The organism is Pseudomonas bharatica CSV86 (assembly GCF_000319305.2).
GTDB classification, from domain to species: domain Bacteria; phylum Pseudomonadota; class Gammaproteobacteria; order Pseudomonadales; family Pseudomonadaceae; genus Aquipseudomonas; species Aquipseudomonas bharatica.
The window spans coordinates 1716870-1733803 of sequence record NZ_AMWJ02000002.1 but is presented as its reverse complement, the minus strand read 5'-3'; the positions used below and the strand labels follow the sequence as shown (position 1 = coordinate 1733803).

Sequence of the window (16934 nt, the reverse complement as noted above, 5' to 3'; positions counted from 1 at the left end):
GGTATTACTGCGGGAATACCATCTCCCGCGATTCCCCCATCAACAACCCGCCGTTCCTCTCCGTCACATCCCGGATGTAATCCCACAACAAGGTAATCCGCTTCAACTTGCGCAGATCCTCCCGGCAGTACATCCAGAACTGCCGGGTGATCTCCACCTGCTCCGGCAACACCGCTACCAGCCCCGGGTCCTGCGCCGCCAGGAAGCAGGGCAGGATCGCCAGCCCGCGGCCCTGCTGCGCTGCCACGTACTGGGCGATCACGCTGGTGCTGCGCAGGTGCGCACTGGCATTGGGCAACAGGTTGTTGAGGTACAGCAGCTCCGAGCTGAATGCCAGGTCGTCCACATAGCTGATGAAGGGATGCTCTGCGAGGTCGCTGATCTGCCGGATCGGGGCATGGCGCTCCAGATAGTCCCGGGTCGCATACAGGCGCAAGCGGTAGTCGCACAGCTTGCAGCAGACATAAGGCCCATGCTCCGGCCGCTCCAGGGCGATGACGATATCCGCCTCGCGCTTGGACAGGCTGATGAAGTGTGGCAGCGGCAGGATATCCACCGAGATCGCCGGCCAGGTATCGACGAAGTGGCTGAGCTGCGGGGTGATGAAGAAGCTGCCGAAACCTTCGGTACAGCCCATCCGCACATGTCCGGAAAGCGCCACGCCGGAACCGGAAACCTGTTCGCAGGCCATATGCAGGGTGCTTTCGATGGCTTCCGCATAGGTCAGCAGGCGCTGGCCTTCTGCAGTCAGCACGAAGCCGTTGGTCCGCGACTTCTCGAACAGCAAGGTGCCCAGTGCCTGCTCCAGCGAATTGATCCGCCGCGACACGGTCGTGTAGTCCACGTTCAGGCGCTTGGCCGCGCTGCTGGCTTTGCGCGTGCGCGCCACTTCGAGAAAGAACTTCAGGTCGTCCCAGTTCAGCGAACCCAGGGAGGTGATGTTTTTTTGCATGTTGGACCGGTTTTTATGTGCGTTTTTGTTGGAGATTTGCACATCTATACTCCAAAACACCCCAGGCCCCAAGCGCCTAGCAGCGGCGCGGCCGATTCTCTCGCTAACAATAATGTCCAGGAGAAGCCCCCATGAACGCATCCCTCACGCCCGGCCAAACCAAGGTCGATCAGGTCCGCCTGTTGATCGACGGCCAGTGGGTCGAGTCGAAAACCAGCGAATGGCGAGACATCGTCAACCCGGCCACCCAGGAAGTGCTGGCGCGCGTGCCCTTTGCCACCGCCGAGGAAGTGGATGCCGCCGTGGCTGCCGCCCAACGCGCCTTCAAGACCTGGAAGGACACCCCGATCGGGGCTCGCATGCGCATCATGCTGCGCCTGCAGGCGTTGATCCGTGAACATTCCAAGCGCATCGCCGTGACCCTCAGCGCCGAGCAGGGCAAGACCATCGCCGACGCCGAAGGCGATATCTTCCGCGGCCTGGAAGTGGTGGAGCATGCGTGCAGCATCGGCACCCTGCAGATGGGCGAGTTCGCCGAGAACGTGGCCGGCGGGGTCGACACCTACACCCTGCGCCAGCCGATCGGTGTGTGCGCCGGCATCACCCCGTTCAACTTCCCGGCAATGATCCCGCTGTGGATGTTCCCGATGGCCATCGTCTGCGGCAATACCTTCGTGCTCAAGCCGTCCGAGCAGGATCCCCTGTCGACCATGATGCTCGTCGAACTGGCGATCGAAGCCGGGGTACCGGCCGGCGTGCTCAATGTCGTGCACGGCGGCAAGCACGTGGTGGATGCGTTGTGCACCCATAGCGATATCAAGGCGATTTCCTTCGTCGGCTCTACCGAGGTCGGCACCCACGTCTATAACCTGGCCGGCCAGCACGGCAAGCGCGTGCAGTCGATGATGGGGCGAAGAACCACGCGGTGGTGCTGCCCGACGCCAATCGCGAGCAGACCCTCAACGCCCTGGCCGGTGCGGCCTTCGGTGCCGCCGGCCAGCGCTGCATGGCGACCTCGGTGGCGGTGCTGGTAGGCAAGGCCCGCGAGTGGCTGCCGGACCTCAAGGCCCTGGCTGCGAAGCTGAAGGTCAATGCCGGCAACGAGCCGGGCACCGATGTCGGCCCGCTGATCTCCAAGCGCGCCAAGGAACGTGTGCTGGGCCTGATCGAAAGCGGTATCCGCGAGGGCGCCAGGCTCGAACTGGACGGTCGCGACGTCAAGGTGCCGGGCTACGAGAACGGCAACTTCGTCGGCCCGACCCTGTTCTCCGGGGTGACGACCGACATGCAGATCTACACCCAGGAAATCTTCGGCCCGGTGCTGGTGGTACTGGAGGTCGACACCCTCGACGAAGCCATTGCCCTGGTCAACCGCAACCCCTTCGGCAACGGCACCGGCTTGTTCACCCAGAGCGGAGCGGCAGCGCGCAAGTTCCAGGCGGAGATCGACGTCGGCCAGGTCGGCATCAATATCCCGATTCCGGTGCCGGTGCCGTTCTTCAGCTTCACCGGATCCCGTGGCTCCAAGCTCGGCGACCTCGGCCCGTACGGCAAGCAGGTGGTGCAGTTCTACACTCAGACCAAGACGGTCACTGCCCGCTGGTTCGATGACGACAGCGTCAACGACGGCGTGAACACCACCATCAGCCTGCGCTAAGGAGTCGATCATGCGTATCGCATTCATAGGACTGGGCAACATGGGCGCGCCGATGGCGCGCAACCTGATCAAGGCCGGGCACCACCTCGACCTGTTCGACCTAAACACCAGCGTTCTCGCCGAACTGGCCGGGCTGGGCGGGCATATCAGCGATTCGCCGCGGCATGCCGCCAGCAGCGCCGAGCTGGTCATCACCATGCTTCCTGCCGCGGCTCATGTGCGCAGCGTCTACCTGGGTGAAAACGGGGTACTGGCCGGTGTCCGTGCTGGCACGCCGGTGGTGGACTGCAGCACCATCGATCCGCAGACCGCCCGTGACGTGTCCGCTGCCGCGAAGAAACAGGGCGTGGACATGGGCGACGCGCCGGTGTCGGGAGGCACTGGTGGCGCCGCGGCAGGAACCTTGACCTTCATGGTCGGTGGCAGCGACGCGCTGTTCGCCACCCTGCAGCCGGTACTGGCGCAGATGGGACGCAATATCGTGCATTGCGGCGATGTCGGTACCGGGCAGATCGCCAAGATCTGCAACAACCTGCTGCTGGGGATTTCCATGGTCGGCGTGTCCGAGGCCATGGCCCTGGGCAATGCGCTGGGCATCGACACCAAGGTGCTCGCGGGCATTATCAACAGCTCAACCGGGCGATGCTGGAGTTCCGACACCTACAATCCGTGGCCGGGAATCATCGATACCGCACCTGCGGCTCGCGGGTATACCGGGGGCTTCGGGGCGGACCTGATGCTCAAGGACCTGGGCCTGGCGACCGAAGCGGCGAAACAGGCGCATCAGCCGGTGATCCTCGGAGCGGTGGCACAGCAGATCTACCAGGCAATGAGCTTGCGCGGGGATGGCGGGAAGGACTTTTCGGCGATAGTGGAGAGTTACCGTAAACCCGAATGATGTGGTGTTCTCGGGGGCCCTATCGCTGGCAAGCCAGCTACCACGCGAACCTGTGGGAGCTGGCTTGCCAGCGATGAGGCCCTCGAAGATCAAGCAAAGACGAAATACTTGCGCACCGTCTCGACCACTTCCCAGGTGCCCTTCATTCCCGGCTCGACGATGAAGATATCCCCGGCGCGTAGGTGAATCGGCTCCTGGCCGTCAGGGGTGATCACGCAATAGCCTTCCTGGAAATGGCAGTACTCCCACTTCTCGTAGGCCACTCGCCATTTGCCCGGGGTGCAGATCCAGGTGCCCATGATCTTGCTGCCGTCTTCGCTGGTGTAGGCGTTGAGATTGACGGTGTGCGGATCGCCCGCCAGTTTTTCCCATTTGCAGGCGTCGAGTACCGGCAGCGGATGGGTATCGCGAAGGACCACGATTGGCTTGCTCATAAGGGCTCCGTCAGGCAATTGAAAGAGTCCGCAGCCTAGCGGGCCGGTCTGCACGGCAATTGCCTGTGTTCGACGTCCAGTTGTCTAAACGCGCGGCGCCAGGGCCTCAAGCAGGGCCAGGGCCTGACCGGGCAAGCTGGCGAAATCCCGTGCGCAGAGCAGCAACCGGCGCTGCGCCCACTCTTCCTGCAAGGCCACACTGTGCAACGGCAGCATGCCCTGCCAACGGCGCACCGCCGCCAGCGGCACGATGCCCAGCCCGGCACCGTGGGCGACCATGCGGATCACCCCGTCGAAGCCCTCGGCCCTTACTCGCACCTGCATGCGTCGGCCCAGGTGCAGCGCCTGTTCTTCCAGATGAAGGGCCAGGGCGCTGCTGGCGCCGAGACCGACATAGCCGTGTTCGAGTGAGCGGGGAAAGTCGGGATTGTCCACAGCCGCGAGCGGGTGGTCGGGCGCCATGATCAGCACCAGCGGATCATCGCGGAATGGCCGGGTCTGCAAGTCGCCGCAAGCCACTGCCGTCGAGATGATCCCGATATCGGCGATGCCCTGGCCGAGCGCCTGGACGATGCGCAGGCTCGGCAATTCCTGGATATCCACATCGATCTGCGGACGCTGGCGCAGGAACCCGGCGAGCAGTTCCGGCAGGTACTCGGTCAGCGCCGCGGTATTGCACAACAGGCGAACCTGGCCCTGCAGGCCGTTAGCGTACTGCGCCAGGTCGAATCGCAGGCGCTCGACCTGGAGGCCGATCTGCCGCGCATGGGTGACCAGCGCCTGTCCCGCTGGCGTGGGTTGCACGCCCCGGCGATTGCGTTCGAGCAGGGCGATTCCCAGTGAACTCTCCATCGCCCGGATCCGCGCACTGGCTGCCGGCAGCGACAAATGACTGCGCCGCGCACCGGCGGTGATGTTGCCGCATTCCACGGTATGGAGGAAAAGGCGGAGGTCGGTGAGGTCGAAGTGCATGGGAGCGGCCGCCAGAAATTGGTTGAGTTTAGAGAAGCCTATTGCCATACGATAGGCTGGCTGCCGAATTTACGAATAGGCTACTGATGGTTATCCGGGCACTATTTCCCCATGCAAACCTTCCTCGCCTTCTACCAACAAATCGGCCCAGCGCTTACCCTGCTGGTTCTCCTCACCTTCCTCCTCGCCGGCGCAGTCAAGGGTGTGATTGGGCTCGGTCTGCCCACCATTGCCATGGGCCTGCTCGGCCTGGCTATGCCTCCGGCGCAGGCAGCGGCCTTGCTGATCGTCCCTTCGACCCTGACCAATATCTGGCAACTGGCAAGCGGCGGACACCTGCGCGGCTTGATCAATCGTTTGTGGCCCATGCTGCTGATGATCTTCCTCGGCACCCTGGCCGGCAGCGCCTGGCTGGGGATCAGCAGTGGCGCCTGGGCGGCCCATGCCTTGGGCGCGGCGCTGTTGCTGTATGCGCTGGTGGGATTGTGGTTGCCGCCGTTCAGCCTGAAACCGCGGCAGGAAGTGTGGCTGGGGCCCGTGTGTGGCGCGCTGACCGGACTGATCACCGCCGCTACCGGTGTCTTCGTGATCCCGGCGGTGCCTTACCTCGGTGCGCTGGACCTGGATCGCGATGAGCGGGTCCAGGCCCTGGGCTTGTCCTTCACCGTTTCCACCGTCGCACTGGCCATCGGCCTGGCCGGGCAGGACGCCCTCGGCAGTCAGGCCCTGGGTGCGTCGTTGCTGGTGCTGGCGCCTGCGCTGCTGGGTATGTTCGTCGGCCAGTGGCTGCGCCAGCGCATCAGCGCCCAGCTCTTCAAGCGCTGCTTCTTCATCGGCCTGGCGCTGCTCGGCGCGCACCTGATGATCAACGGTTAGCCGAGGACTCGCTGAGCATCTCGATCAACTGGATGTCGAAATCCCGCTCCAGGTAGTCCATGCGCCGCTCGAAGAATTCAGTCATGTGCGGCAGGGCGGAATGCACGTCCAGCGCTTCCTTGCTGGCCCAGACTTCATAGAACACGAACAGGGTCGGGTCTTCCTTGTCGCGCAGCATGTGGTACTCGATGCAGCCCGGCTCGGCGCGGCTCGGTTCGATGTAGGCGCGGAACAGGCGTTCGAAGGCCTCGGCCTGTTCCGGGCGGGTCTTGGCTTTGAGAATGAAGCCGTAGGGTTCGCTCATGGGAAATCTCCGGAAAGTGAAGAGCTGATTCTATTTCAATAATCGGCAGCCAATTTGTGCTTTAAGGTCAAAAGTATTTTGCTCGTGGGGCGGTTTTTCCCTCGTCGGCTGCCGATTAATCTGCCGCCATCCAGTTATCCCGGTCCCCTTCGAGGCGGACCCGAACGAACGACGAGGCTGCGCAATGAAAAAGATCCTGTTGCTCAACGGCGGCAAGCAATTCGCCCATTCCGATGGCCGCTTGAACGAAACCCTGCATGAAACCGCAGTGGCGTTCCTAGACCGCGCTGGCTACGACGTGAAGAGCACCTATATCGACGGCGGCTACGACACCCAGGAGGAAGTCGGGAAGTTCCTCTGGGCCGATGTGGTCATCTACCAGATGCCCGGCTGGTGGATGGGAGCGCCCTGGACCGTCAAGCAATACCTCGACGAGGTCTTCACCGCCGGCCACGGCAGCCTGTATGCCAGCGATGGCCGAACCCGTGCCGACGGCTCGAAGAAATATGGCAGCGGTGGCCTGATCCAGGGCAAGCAATACATGTTGTCGCTGACCTGGAACGCCCCGCAGGAGGCGTTCGATGAGCCGGGCCAGTTCTTCGAGGGCAAGGGCGTGGACGCGGTGTACTTCCCGTTCCACAAGGCCAATGAATTCCTCGGCATGAGCCGCCTGCCGACTTTCCTCGCCACAGACGTGATGAAACGTCCCGATGTGCCGGCGACCGTCGCTGCCTACGAGGCGCACCTGGCCCGGGTATTCCCTGGCAAGGCCTGATCCGGCCTTGCGTATCGCGCGGCGACGGGCTATGACTCTGCCGGTTGCCGATCGTGAGAGTCCTTCAGTGAAAGCCAGGTCCGATGAATTGCAGGTGTTCGTCTCGGTCATCGAGTGTGGCTCGATTTCCGCCGCCGCCGAACAGGGCGGGCAGACGCCCTCGGCCATCAGCCGGACCCTGTCGCGCCTGGAAAGCAAGCTCGGCACCACCCTGATCAACCGCACCACGCGGCGCATGGACCTGACCGAGGAAGGGCGTTTCTTTTTCGAGCGGGCCAAGGCGATCCTGCAGCAGATGGACGAGTTGGAGGAACACCTCTCCCAGCACCACCAGACCCCGTCCGGGCGCCTGCGGGTCAATGCCGCGCTGCCGTTCATGCTCCATGCCATCGTGCCTTGGGTCGGCGAGTTTCGTGCGCTGTATCCGCAGATCCAGCTGGAGTTGAACACCAACGACCTGATCATCGACCTGCTGGAGCAGAGCACCGATGTGGCGATCCGTATCGGTGAGCTGGCCGACTCCAGCCTGCATGCCCGCTCCCTGGGTTGCAGCCCGCTGAACTTGCTGGCCAGCCCGCTCTACTTGGAGCGCCATGGCGTGCCGGCACGGGTCGAGGATCTGGCGCAGCACACCCTGATCGGCTTCACCCAGACCGAAACCCTCAACCACTGGCCGTTGCGCCACGCCGAGGGCGATCGCTGGCTGATCCGTCCGACCCTGTGTGCGTCCAGCGGCGAAACCATTCGCGCCCTGGCCCTGGCTGGCGAAGGCATCGCCTGCCTGTCCCATTTCATGACCCACGAGGATATCCGCAGCGGTCGTCTGCAGGTCCTGCTGGGCGAAGCCAACAGCGGCTACCGTCAGCCGATCCACGCCGTGTACTACCGCAACTCGCAGCTGGCCCTGCGCATCCGGTGCTTCCTCGACTTCATCCAGCACAAGCTCGCTGCCTACGCCTGCTGAGGAAACATCCCACTTCGTTTGATAACTCTTCCTTCATGGGCCTTAATGAGTGTTCAACGAAAACAACACCAGGGACGTTTTATGCGCGTAGTGATGCTTCGAACCTTGGGCTTCTCCGCGGCGATTCTCGCCAGCTCTGCGGCTTACGCAGTGACATTGGAAGGCGGCGCTGTCGCCGCACCCGATCAATATGGCGCACAGGTTGCCGCCGACATTCTCAAGAAGGGTGGCAACGCGGTGGATGCCGCCGTCGCCACCGCCTTCACCCTCGCCGTGACCTACCCCGAGGCCGGCAACATCGGCGGCGGTGGCTTCATGACCCTGTACATGGACGGCAAGGCGTATTTCCTCGACTACCGCGAAGTGGCGCCCAAGGCTGCCACGCGCAACATGTACCTCGACGACAAGGGCGAGATCATCGAAAACCTCAGCCTGGTAGGCGCCCGTGCGGCGGGCGTACCGGGTACGGTGATGGGTTTGTGGGAGGCGCACAGCAAGTTCGGCAAGCTGCCCTGGTCGGAGCTGCTGACCCCGGCCGTCGGCTATGCGAAGAACGGTTTCAAGGTCGCCGAGAAGCAATACCAGTACCGCGAGGACGCCCAGGGTCTGTTCAAGGACAGCACCAACTTCAACGATTACTTCGGTCACATGAAGGTCGGCGAAACCTTCAAGCAGCCCGAGCTGGCGCAGACCCTGGAGCGCATCGCCGACAAGGGCGTCAGCGAGTTCTACCAGGGCAGGACCGCCGACCTGCTGGTGGCGCAGATGCAGGCCAGCAACGGCCTGATCAGCAAGGAGGACCTCAAGGACTACAAGGCGGTCTGGCGTGAGCCGATGCGCATCGACTGGCGCGGCAACGTGGTGTACACCGCGCCGCTGCCCAGCTCGGGCGGCATAGCGCTGGCCCAGTTGCTGGGCATCAAGGAGCAACGTGCGGCCGACTTCAAGGGCGTCGGGCTGAACTCGGCACGTTATATCCACCTGTTGGCCGAGATCGAGAAGCGGGTATTCGCGGACCGCGCCGACTACCTGGGCGACCCGGCCTTCGCCAAGGTGCCGGTGGCCGAACTGGTGGCGCCGGATTACCTGGCAAAGCGCGCGAAAGAGATCAATCCGACGGCGATTTCCGAAACCGCGAAAGTCCGTCCGGGCCTTGAACCGCACCAGACCACCCACTTCTCCATCGTCGACAAACAGGGCAATGCGGTCAGCAATACCTACACCCTGAACTGGGACTACGGCAGCGGCATGGTGGTCAAGGGCGCGGGCTTCCTGCTCAACGACGAAATGGATGACTTCAGTTCCAAGCCGGGTGTCGCCAATGCCTTCGGCGTGGTGGGTGGCGATGCCAATGCCATCGAGCCGGGCAAGCGCATGTTGTCGTCGATGAGTCCGAGCCTTGTGACCCGCGATGGTCAGGTGACCCTGGTGCTGGGAACGCCGGGTGGCTCGCGGATCTTTACCTCGATCTTCCAGGTGCTGAACAACCTGTATGACTACGACCTGCCACTGGACAAAGCCGTGGCCGCGCAGCGCGTGCATCACCAGTTGCTGCCCAAGGACACCATTTATTTCGATGCCTATGCGCCGTTGACCGGAGAGGTGGCGCAGGAGCTGAAGAAGATGGGATATACCCTGGAGGATCAGGGCTGGGAGATGGGGGATGTGCAGGCCATCCGGGTCAGTGGCGGCAAGCTGGAAACGGCTTCGGATCCGAGGGGCAGGGGAGTGGGGCAGGTAGTTAAATAAGGTGCCAGGACCCGGAAGACTGCTGTGTTCTTTCGGGCCTCATCGCTGGCAAGCCAGCTCCCACAGGGTTCGCGGCGCTGCAGAACCCTGTGGGAGCTGGCTTGCCAGCGATTGGCCCTTCCGGTCAGACCCGGAAGTGACTGACCATCATCTGCAGCTGATTCCCCAGCCGCGCCAACTCGACACTGGACGCCGCCGTCTCCTCGCTGGCCGAAGCGGTCTGCTCCGACACGTCCCGCACACTCAGGATGCTCCGGCTGATTTCCTCGGCCACCGCGCTCTGCTGCTCGGCTGCCGCAGCGATCTGCTGGTTCATCGACTGGATGTCGGAGACCACGCGGGTGATGCTCTCCAGTGAGGTCCCGGCCTTGCGCGTCAGCTCGACGCTGCTGTCGGTCAGGCTGCGGCTGCCAAGCATGACATTGGCCACCTGCTGGGTGCCGGCCTGCAGGCCGGCCACCAGTTCTTCGATTTCCTCGGTGGATTTCTGCGTGCGCTGCGCCAGCCCGCGTACTTCATCGGCCACCACCGCAAAACCACGTCCGGCTTCGCCGGCACGGGCCGCCTCGATGGCGGCGTTGAGGGCCAGCAGGTTGGTCTGCTCGGCGACCGATTTGATCACGTCCATGACGCTGCCGATCTTCTGGCTTTCCTTCTGCAGCTCGGCCATGGCCTCGGTGGAGCGCTGTACCTCGCCGGCCAGCTTTTCAATCTGGGCAATGGCCTGGCCGACCACGTCGTCACCAGCACGCGCCTGGCGGTCGGCGTCGGTGGCCGCTGCCGAGGCGTGTTCGGCGTTGCGCGCGACTTCCTGCACGGTGGTCGCCATTTCATGCATGGCGGTAGCGACCTGATCGGTCTCGCTCTTCTGGTTGTTGGCGCCGGCACTGGTTTGCTCGGTGACGGCCGACAGCTCTTCGGCAGCGCTGGCGATCTGGGTGACGCCATCGCGGATACCGCTGATCAACTCGCGCAGGGTGGCGCCCATGCGCTGGATGCCCTGTTGCAGCACGCCCAGCTCGTCGCGACGAGTGACCCGCTGTTCGTGGGTCAGGTCGCCGGCGGCGATACGTTCGACCACGGTCATGGTTTCACGCAGCGGGCGGACGATCTGGCGGGTGATGATCAATGCGGCGGCAATGCCGACGATCAGGGCCAGCAGCGTGGCGATCAATTGCAGGGTACGGGCTTCGGCGCTTTCGGCGTCGCGACGTTCGAGCTGGATCTTGTACAGCGCTTCGCTGCGGCTGACGATGTCGTAGCCTTGGGTGGTCATTTCCGCACGGGCGGCGGCGATGTCAGCGATGGCGGCCTTGTAGCGGTTCAAGGCATCGCGATAGCTGACCACGGCAGCCTCGAACTGCTGGATGCGCGCTGCTTCGTTGGGCAGCACCTGGCCCAGCTTGCGCGCATAGTCGAGGGCGTTGTCCAGCTGGCGCAGCGCCGTCTGCTCGCTCTGCGTCGAGTTGTCGGCGATGTAGCCGCGCACTTCGAAGCGCACTTGCAGCAACTGCTCCTTGGCGGCGCTGGCCGCGCGGTATTGCTCCAGGCGTGCGGCATCGCTTTCGCCTTGGCCGAGCACATCGCGGTTGATGTTATCGATCAGTTGCAGCGCGGCGGCGGCAGTGGTTTCCAGATCGGTACGGGCCACCGCGCTGGCCTTGTAGGTGGCGCGCATACGGTCGAGGGTGACCTGGTAGGCGGCGATGATCTGCGCCTGCTCGTTCAGCAGCTTGAGGTTTTCCGGGCTCTTGAAGGTCTTCAGCAAATGCTGCTGCTGTTGGTTGAAGTCATTGAGCTTGGCCTGCACGTTGGTGGCGGTGGCGTCGTCGCCGTTGGCCAGCATGTACTGCAGGCGCGCGACCCGCAGGTTGGTCAGGTCGCTGTTCAGGCGGGTGATGTCGCTCATCCAGTTGCTGCGCTGGATCAGGCTGCCCAGGCTGCTCCAGCCGGTGAGTGCGAGCAGGGCGGTGAGCACCAGGACCAGGCCGAAACCGAGCCCGAGCTTGAGATTGACACTGATGTTGGCAAACCAACTGTTCATGGGTTCCCTCCAGAAAAGGTGTGATCGGCGGTCGCTGAAAGTTCTTTTTCTTGGAGGCCAGCGTGTGTAGAGGACGCTTTATCGGCGTAAACCCGGCAGGCTGAAACGCTTTTTCAATAAAACCGACGAAAATACTCAACAAGATGTGACAAGCCCCGCAAATGCGGGGCCTGGGGGGATGTTTTCTGGATTGGATTCTTGTGGTGAGGCTTGCGGCCCTATCGCTGGCAAGCCAGCTCCCACAGGAGTGGTGCACTCGGTCCCCGTGGGAGCTGGCTTGCCAGCGATAGGGCCCTCAAGAACACCATCACAGCACTTTGGCCGTGAAGGTATCGCACTGGTTGATATCACCCTTGTCGAACCCCGCCTTGAACCACTTCACCCGTTGCGCCGAGGTCCCGTGGGTGAAGGAGTCCGGTACCACCCGGCCCTGACCCTGCTGCTGCAAACGATCATCACCGATGGCATTGGCCGCGTTCAGGGCCTCTTCGACATCTCCCGGCTCCAGCCAGTTGTGCCGTTGTTGCGCCTGGTAGGCCCAGACCCCGGCAAGGCAGTCGGCCTGCAGTTCCTGGCGTACCAGCAGGCCGCTGGCGCCCTCGACCCGCTGGCCGCTGCGCCGCGCGTCGTTGACCTTGGCCGAGATGCCCAGCAGGGTCTGCACGTGATGGCCGACTTCATGGGCGATCACGTAGGCCTGGGCGAAGTCGCCCGCAGCGGCGAAGCGCTGCTCCATTTCGCGGAAGAAACTCATGTCCAGGTACACCTGCTGGTCTGCCGGGCAGTAGAACGGCCCGGTCGCAGAAGTGGCGAAGCCGCAGGCGGAATTCACCTGGCCGCTGAACAGCACCAGCTTCGGATCCTTGTACTGCCTGTTGGCCTGGGCAAAGATCGCCCGCCAGGTGTCTTCGGTATCACCCAGGATGCTGGCGACGAACTGGCTGCCCTCGTCGTTCGCCGCCGGGCGCGGCGCCGTCTGGGACTGGGTGGGCGCGCCCTGCTGCATCTGCCCGGCCAGTTGCCCGAGGATCTGCATCGGATCCTGCCCGGTCAGCAGGCCGATCCCGACGATCAGCACCACGGCGCCCAGGGTCAGGCCCTTGCCGCCGCCCATGCGCATGCCGCCCGGACTCTCGCCCCGAGCGTCGACCACGTTGTCGCTGCGTCTGCCTTTTCGCCATTGCATGGGTAGTTCTCCACGGGGTGGTGTCGTCGCCCTAAGACTAGTCCAGTCGGGAGACATCAGGTTACACATAACCATCTGGTTATGAGTCAGGTAGGACAATTCAGTTTTCGCCGGGTTCGTCACGAGAGACACTTCGCCGCACCACCTGCCCGTCCTGATCGGGCTCTCCATAAATCCAAGAACAGGAGAACGGCATGTCTGCTACAGACAACAGTCGCTTCGTTATCCGTGATCGAAACTGGCACCCTAAAGCCCTCACCCCCGACTACAAGACTTCCGTCGCCCGTTCGCCACGCCAGGCGCTGGTGAGCATTCCGCAGTCGATCAGCGAGAGCACCGGCCCGGACTTTTCCCACCTGCGCTTCGGCGAACACGACAACGACCTGTTGCTGAACTTCAACAACGGTGGCCTGCCCGTTGGCGAGCGCATCCTGGTCACCGGCCGGGTCTTCGACCAGTACGGCAAGCCGATCCCCAACACCCTGGTTGAGATGTGGCAAGCCAACGCCGGCGGCCGCTATCGCCACAAGAACGACCGCTACCTGGCGCCGCTGGACCCGAATTTCGGTGGCGTCGGCCGTGCCCTGACCGACAGCGAAGGCCGCTACAGCTTCCGTACCATCAAGCCGGGCCCGTACCCATGGCGCAATGGCCCTAACGACTGGCGTCCGGCGCATATCCACTTCTCGATCAGCGGCCCGTCGATCTCGACCCGCCTGATCACCCAGCTGTACTTCGAAGGCGATCCGCTGATCCCGCTGTGCCCGATCGTCAAGAGCATCGCCAATCCGGCGGCGGTCGATTTGCTGATCGCCCGTCTCGACATGAGCAACGCCAACCCGATGGACTGCCTGGCGTACCGCTTCGATATCGTCCTGCGCGGCCAGCGCGCCACTCACTTCGAAAACCGCTGAGGAGCCCCGTCATGCCTATCGAACTGCTGCCGGAAACCCCTTCGCAGACCGCCGGCCCCTACGTCCACATCGGCCTGGCCCTGGAAGCCGCCGGCAACCCGACCCGCGACCAGGAAATCTGGAGCCGGATGGCCAAGGACGGCGCGCCGGGCGAGCATATCCTGGTGTTCGGCAACGTCTATGACGGCAACGGCCACTTGGTGCGCGACTCCTTCGTCGAGTTCTGGCAGGCCGACCACACCGGTGCCTACCAGACCGACTACAACCTGGAGAACGCCTTCAACGGCTTCGGCCGTACCGCCACCACATTCGACGCCGGCGAATGGACCATGCACACCATCAAGCCGGGCGTGGCGAAGAATGCCGCCGGCGTGCCGATGGCGCCGCACATCAACATCAGCCTGTTCGCCCGCGGCATCAACATCCACCTGCAGACCCGCATCTACTTCGATGACGAGGCCGAAGCCAACGCCAAGGACCCGGTGCTCAACCTGATCGAGCAGCCACAGCGCCGCGAGACCCTGGTGGCCAAGCGCTGCGAAGTGAACGGGAAAACGGCGTATCGCTTCGATATCCGTATCCAGGGTGAAGGGGAGACGGTGTTCTTCGACTTCTGATGCATGGCCTGGGCAGTTGTGTTGCTGCCCAGGGCCTCATCGCTGGCAAGCCAGCTCCCACAGAACCCTGTGGGAGCTGGCTTGCCAGCGATGAGGCCCTCAGATCTGCTTGCCATTGAAGGCCAGCACCTCCCCCTCCACCACTTCCTGCCGCACGATCAACGGCTCCACCAACGGCCGGCTGGCGAGAAAATGCGCCGTCAGCATATGCGCCTCGAACGCCGCCTCGCTTTCGTACACCTCGTACAGCCAGACCAGGTCCGGATCGCTGTAGTCGCGGATCACATCGAACACCAGGCATCCCGGCTCGTCCCTCACCGAACTGGCCGCATTGATCCGCATCGCGTCCATGAAGCGCTCCAGGGTGCCGGGCTGCAATTGGGTCTTGAGTAGAAGGCTGTACACGTAGAACTCCTTTTTGTCTTATATTTGCGCAAAATTGTATACAAAAATGGAGTCGAAACCATGCCTGCCCGTCCAAGCCGGCTCAACGGCCTGCGCCATCTGGCGATCCTGGTGCCCAATCTCGAAGTCTGCGAGCGTTTCTACGTGGAGGTGCTCGGCATGGAGGTTCTGCATCGCGCCAACGAGGATCTCGTCTACCTCACCTGCGGCAACGACAATCTCTCCCTGGGACGTGCTTTCGCCCCGAGCAGCGGCGTGCAGGCGGTGGACCACTACGGCTTCGTGGTCGACAGCCTCGACGAATTGCATGCCTGGCATGCCTATCTGAAGGAATGCGGGGTGACTCTGCTGGACACCCCGTTCGCCCACGGCGACGGGACCTGGAGCTTCCACCTGCTGGACCCTGCGGGGAACAAGGTCCAGCCGATCTATCACCCGGCGATTTCCGGCCAGCGCTTCACCTGATCACTCGTAGTCGGTGACGCCGGCGATATGGCGGGCGGCGATATAGCCGAAGGTCAGCGCCGGCCCGAGGTTGATACCGCCCGCCGGGTAGTGGCCGCCCATGATGCTGGCCATGTCGCAGCCCGCCGCATATAGGCCGGCGATCGGTTGCCGGTCGCCATCCAGCACTTGGGCGTGCTCGTTGGTGCGCAGCCCGGCGAAGGTGCCGAAGCAGCCGGCTTCGACCTTCACGGCATAGAACGGCCCCTGCTCGATGGGCGCCACGCAGGGGTTCGGCCCGTGCAGCGCATCGCCCTGCTTGCGGTTGTACAGGGTGCTGCCACGGCCGAACTGCGGGTCCTCGCCGAGGCGGGCGTGGTGGTTGTACTCGGTGACGGTGTCGATCAGCCCGCGTGCGTCGATGCCGCACTGGTTGGCCAGTTCCTGGAGACTGTCGGCGCGCTTGAGGTAGCCGCTGCGCACCAGCGGCGTGGTGGGCAGCGGGAAGGGGCGGGCGATGCCCAGGCCATAGCGGCGCTGGAAGCGGTGGTCGCAGATCAGCCAGGACTCGACCTTTTCCCCGGGCGCTGCGGCGACCATCGCACTGACGTAATCGTAGTAGCCGCCGGCCTCGTTGACGAAGCGCCGGCCGTTGCTCAGCACACCGATGATCCCCGGTTTGCCGCGCTCGATGATGTGCGGGAAATGGCCGCTGCTGCCGTCGCTGTACGGCACCTTGGACACCGGCGCCCAGGCTACCGGGCTGTAAAGGTCGTCGGCGACCTTGCCGCCCGCGCTTTCGCCCAGGCGCAGGCCGTCGCCATCGGCCGAGAGCGGCGGCAGGGCCAGGTGCTCGTGACCGGTGGGCGTGCGCGGGAACATCGCCTTGCGCCGCTCGATATCGTTGGGGAAACCACCCGCCGCCAGCACCACGGCGCGGGCCTTGATGGTCACTTCGCCCTTGGCCGTCTGCACCACGGCGCCGCTCACCTTGCCGTCCTCACGCAGCAGGCGACGGGCCGGAGCAGACTCCCAGAGCAACACGCCCAGGTCCTCGGCGGACTTCGCCAGCCGCGCCACCAAGGCCACGCCATTGACCAGCTGCAAGGCGCGGCCGTGGGTCGCCAGGCCGATCAGGTGGCGGGTGACACGTTTGCCCACATGCAGCACCGAGCGCCACGAGCGGGTCAGGGTGAGAAAGGCCGTGAGGTCCTTGCCAGCCATGATCGGCATGCCCCAGAACGCGGTTTCGCGCAGGGTGCGACGCAGGCGCTTGAGCAACTTGCCGGTTTCGCGAGCGTCATAGGGCGCGGCGATCACCGAGCGGCCGCCGGTGCCGGCGCCGGGGGTGTCGCCATGGATATCGGCGATGCCGTTGCCATCGGCGAACTGCAGGCGGGTGTGCTTTTCGAAAAAGCCGACCATGTGTGGCGCGGCGTCGAGAAAGGCGTCGATCAACGGCGCGTTGAAGCGCTCGCCCAACTCGTGTTCCAGGTAGGTGCGCGGCGCCGAACGGTCCTCGACGATACCGGCGCGCCGGGCCAGCGGATTGCACGGTACCCAGGCCCAGCCGCCGGACCACGCGGTGGCGCCGCCGAACACCGGGTCCTTCTCGACCACGATGACCTTCTGCCCGTGCCACGCGGAGGTAACCGCGGCACTCAGGCCGGCGGCGCCGGAACCTATCACCAGAACATCGCACGCAACGGTGCGGGATGGGGTGGGCAGAGCTGTCATGGACGA

Annotated in this window: 16 protein-coding genes and 2 pseudogenes; 9 read left to right on the top strand and 9 right to left on the bottom strand. The window is 63.9% G+C overall.

The window, feature by feature from the left end; genetic code table 11:
• Positions 1 to 4: 4 nt before the first annotated feature.
• Complete coding sequence (locus tag CSV86_RS21840; protein WP_009397668.1) at positions 5 to 952, bottom strand: LysR family transcriptional regulator; 948 nt, start codon at positions 950 to 952, stop codon at positions 5 to 7.
• Between the two features lie 131 nt (positions 953 to 1083).
• Here CSV86_RS21840 and CSV86_RS21835 point away from each other — a divergent pair.
• Positions 1084 to 2609 (top strand): annotated as a pseudogene (locus CSV86_RS21835) (CoA-acylating methylmalonate-semialdehyde dehydrogenase).
• A gap of 10 nt (positions 2610 to 2619) precedes the next feature.
• Positions 2620 to 3507, top strand: a complete 888-nt coding sequence (gene mmsB, locus CSV86_RS21830) for a 3-hydroxyisobutyrate dehydrogenase (protein WP_009397671.1) — start codon at positions 2620 to 2622, stop codon at positions 3505 to 3507.
• Between the two features lie 89 nt (positions 3508 to 3596).
• Here the strand turns inward: mmsB and CSV86_RS21825 are convergent, their stop codons facing one another.
• Positions 3597 to 3941, bottom strand: coding sequence for a cupin domain-containing protein (locus tag CSV86_RS21825; RefSeq protein ID WP_009397672.1), 345 nt, complete (start codon positions 3939 to 3941; stop codon positions 3597 to 3599).
• An 84-nt stretch (positions 3942 to 4025) separates the two neighbouring features.
• Entirely contained in the window at positions 4026 to 4913 is an 888-nt protein-coding gene (locus CSV86_RS21820; RefSeq protein WP_009397673.1) for a LysR substrate-binding domain-containing protein, read from the bottom strand.
• A 111-nt stretch (positions 4914 to 5024) separates the two neighbouring features.
• Between CSV86_RS21820 and CSV86_RS21815 the strand changes: the two genes are divergently transcribed.
• A complete protein-coding gene (locus CSV86_RS21815) occupies positions 5025 to 5789 on the top strand; it encodes a sulfite exporter TauE/SafE family protein (protein ID WP_009397675.1) in 765 nt (254 codons plus the stop codon).
• Here CSV86_RS21815 and CSV86_RS21810 read toward each other — a convergent pair.
• Positions 5779 to 6093, bottom strand: coding sequence for a putative quinol monooxygenase (locus CSV86_RS21810; protein WP_009397677.1), 315 nt, complete (start codon positions 6091 to 6093; stop codon positions 5779 to 5781). The genes CSV86_RS21815 and CSV86_RS21810 overlap by 11 nt on opposite strands.
• A 184-nt stretch (positions 6094 to 6277) precedes the next feature.
• Between CSV86_RS21810 and mdaB the strand changes: the two genes are divergently transcribed.
• The 3 genes from mdaB (at position 6278) to ggt (ending at position 9581) form a co-directional block, all read left to right on the top strand.
• Positions 6278 to 6868, top strand: coding sequence for an NADPH:quinone oxidoreductase MdaB (gene mdaB / locus CSV86_RS21805; protein WP_009397679.1), 591 nt, complete (start codon positions 6278 to 6280; stop codon positions 6866 to 6868).
• Between the two features lie 67 nt (positions 6869 to 6935).
• On the top strand, positions 6936 to 7832 hold the full coding sequence (locus CSV86_RS21800; protein WP_009397680.1) for a LysR family transcriptional regulator: 897 nt from the start codon (positions 6936 to 6938) through the stop codon (positions 7830 to 7832).
• A gap of 81 nt (positions 7833 to 7913) precedes the next feature.
• A complete protein-coding gene (gene ggt / locus CSV86_RS21795; RefSeq protein WP_170394993.1) occupies positions 7914 to 9581 on the top strand; it encodes a gamma-glutamyltransferase in 1668 nt (555 codons plus the stop codon).
• Positions 9582 to 9705: 124 nt separating this feature from the next.
• Here the strand turns inward: ggt and CSV86_RS33530 are convergent, their stop codons facing one another.
• From CSV86_RS33530 to ypfJ, 3 genes and pseudogenes are all read right to left on the bottom strand, one after another.
• The gene (locus CSV86_RS33530; protein WP_376699770.1) at positions 9706 to 10410 is read right to left on the bottom strand and encodes a methyl-accepting chemotaxis protein; all 705 of its coding nucleotides are present in this window, start codon (positions 10408 to 10410) and stop codon (positions 9706 to 9708) included.
• A gap of 198 nt (positions 10411 to 10608) precedes the next feature.
• Positions 10609 to 11490, bottom strand: a pseudogene (locus CSV86_RS33525) (methyl-accepting chemotaxis protein); the annotation flags it as partial.
• Positions 11491 to 11932: 442 nt separating this feature from the next.
• Entirely contained in the window at positions 11933 to 12811 is an 879-nt protein-coding gene (gene ypfJ / locus CSV86_RS21785; protein ID WP_009398932.1) for a KPN_02809 family neutral zinc metallopeptidase, read from the bottom strand.
• A gap of 194 nt (positions 12812 to 13005) precedes the next feature.
• Here ypfJ and pcaH point away from each other — a divergent pair, with 194 nt between their 5' ends.
• Together pcaH and pcaG are read left to right on the top strand one after the other, a co-directional pair.
• Positions 13006 to 13725 carry a protocatechuate 3,4-dioxygenase subunit beta gene (gene pcaH, locus CSV86_RS21780; protein WP_009398933.1) on the top strand — a complete coding sequence of 240 codons (720 nt, stop codon included), beginning with the start codon at positions 13006 to 13008 and terminating at the stop codon, positions 13723 to 13725.
• An 11-nt stretch (positions 13726 to 13736) separates the two neighbouring features.
• On the top strand, positions 13737 to 14342 hold the full coding sequence (gene pcaG, locus CSV86_RS21775) for a protocatechuate 3,4-dioxygenase subunit alpha (protein WP_009398934.1): 606 nt from the start codon (positions 13737 to 13739) through the stop codon (positions 14340 to 14342).
• A 99-nt stretch (positions 14343 to 14441) separates the two neighbouring features.
• On the opposite strand, the gene CSV86_RS21770 is transcribed toward pcaG, so the two are convergent.
• Positions 14442 to 14747 (bottom strand): putative quinol monooxygenase, encoded by a 306-nt coding sequence (locus tag CSV86_RS21770; RefSeq protein WP_009398935.1) that lies wholly within the window; start codon positions 14745 to 14747, stop codon positions 14442 to 14444.
• Between the two features lie 60 nt (positions 14748 to 14807).
• Here CSV86_RS21770 and CSV86_RS21765 point away from each other — a divergent pair, with 60 nt between their 5' ends.
• Positions 14808 to 15212: a VOC family protein gene (locus CSV86_RS21765; RefSeq protein ID WP_009398936.1), complete on the top strand. Its 405-nt coding sequence runs from the start codon at positions 14808 to 14810 to the stop codon at positions 15210 to 15212.
• On the opposite strand, the gene CSV86_RS21760 is transcribed toward CSV86_RS21765, so the two are convergent.
• Positions 15213 to 16928, bottom strand: coding sequence for an FAD-dependent oxidoreductase (locus tag CSV86_RS21760; RefSeq protein ID WP_009398937.1), 1716 nt, complete (start codon positions 16926 to 16928; stop codon positions 15213 to 15215).
• Between the last annotated feature and the right edge of the window lie 6 nt (positions 16929 to 16934).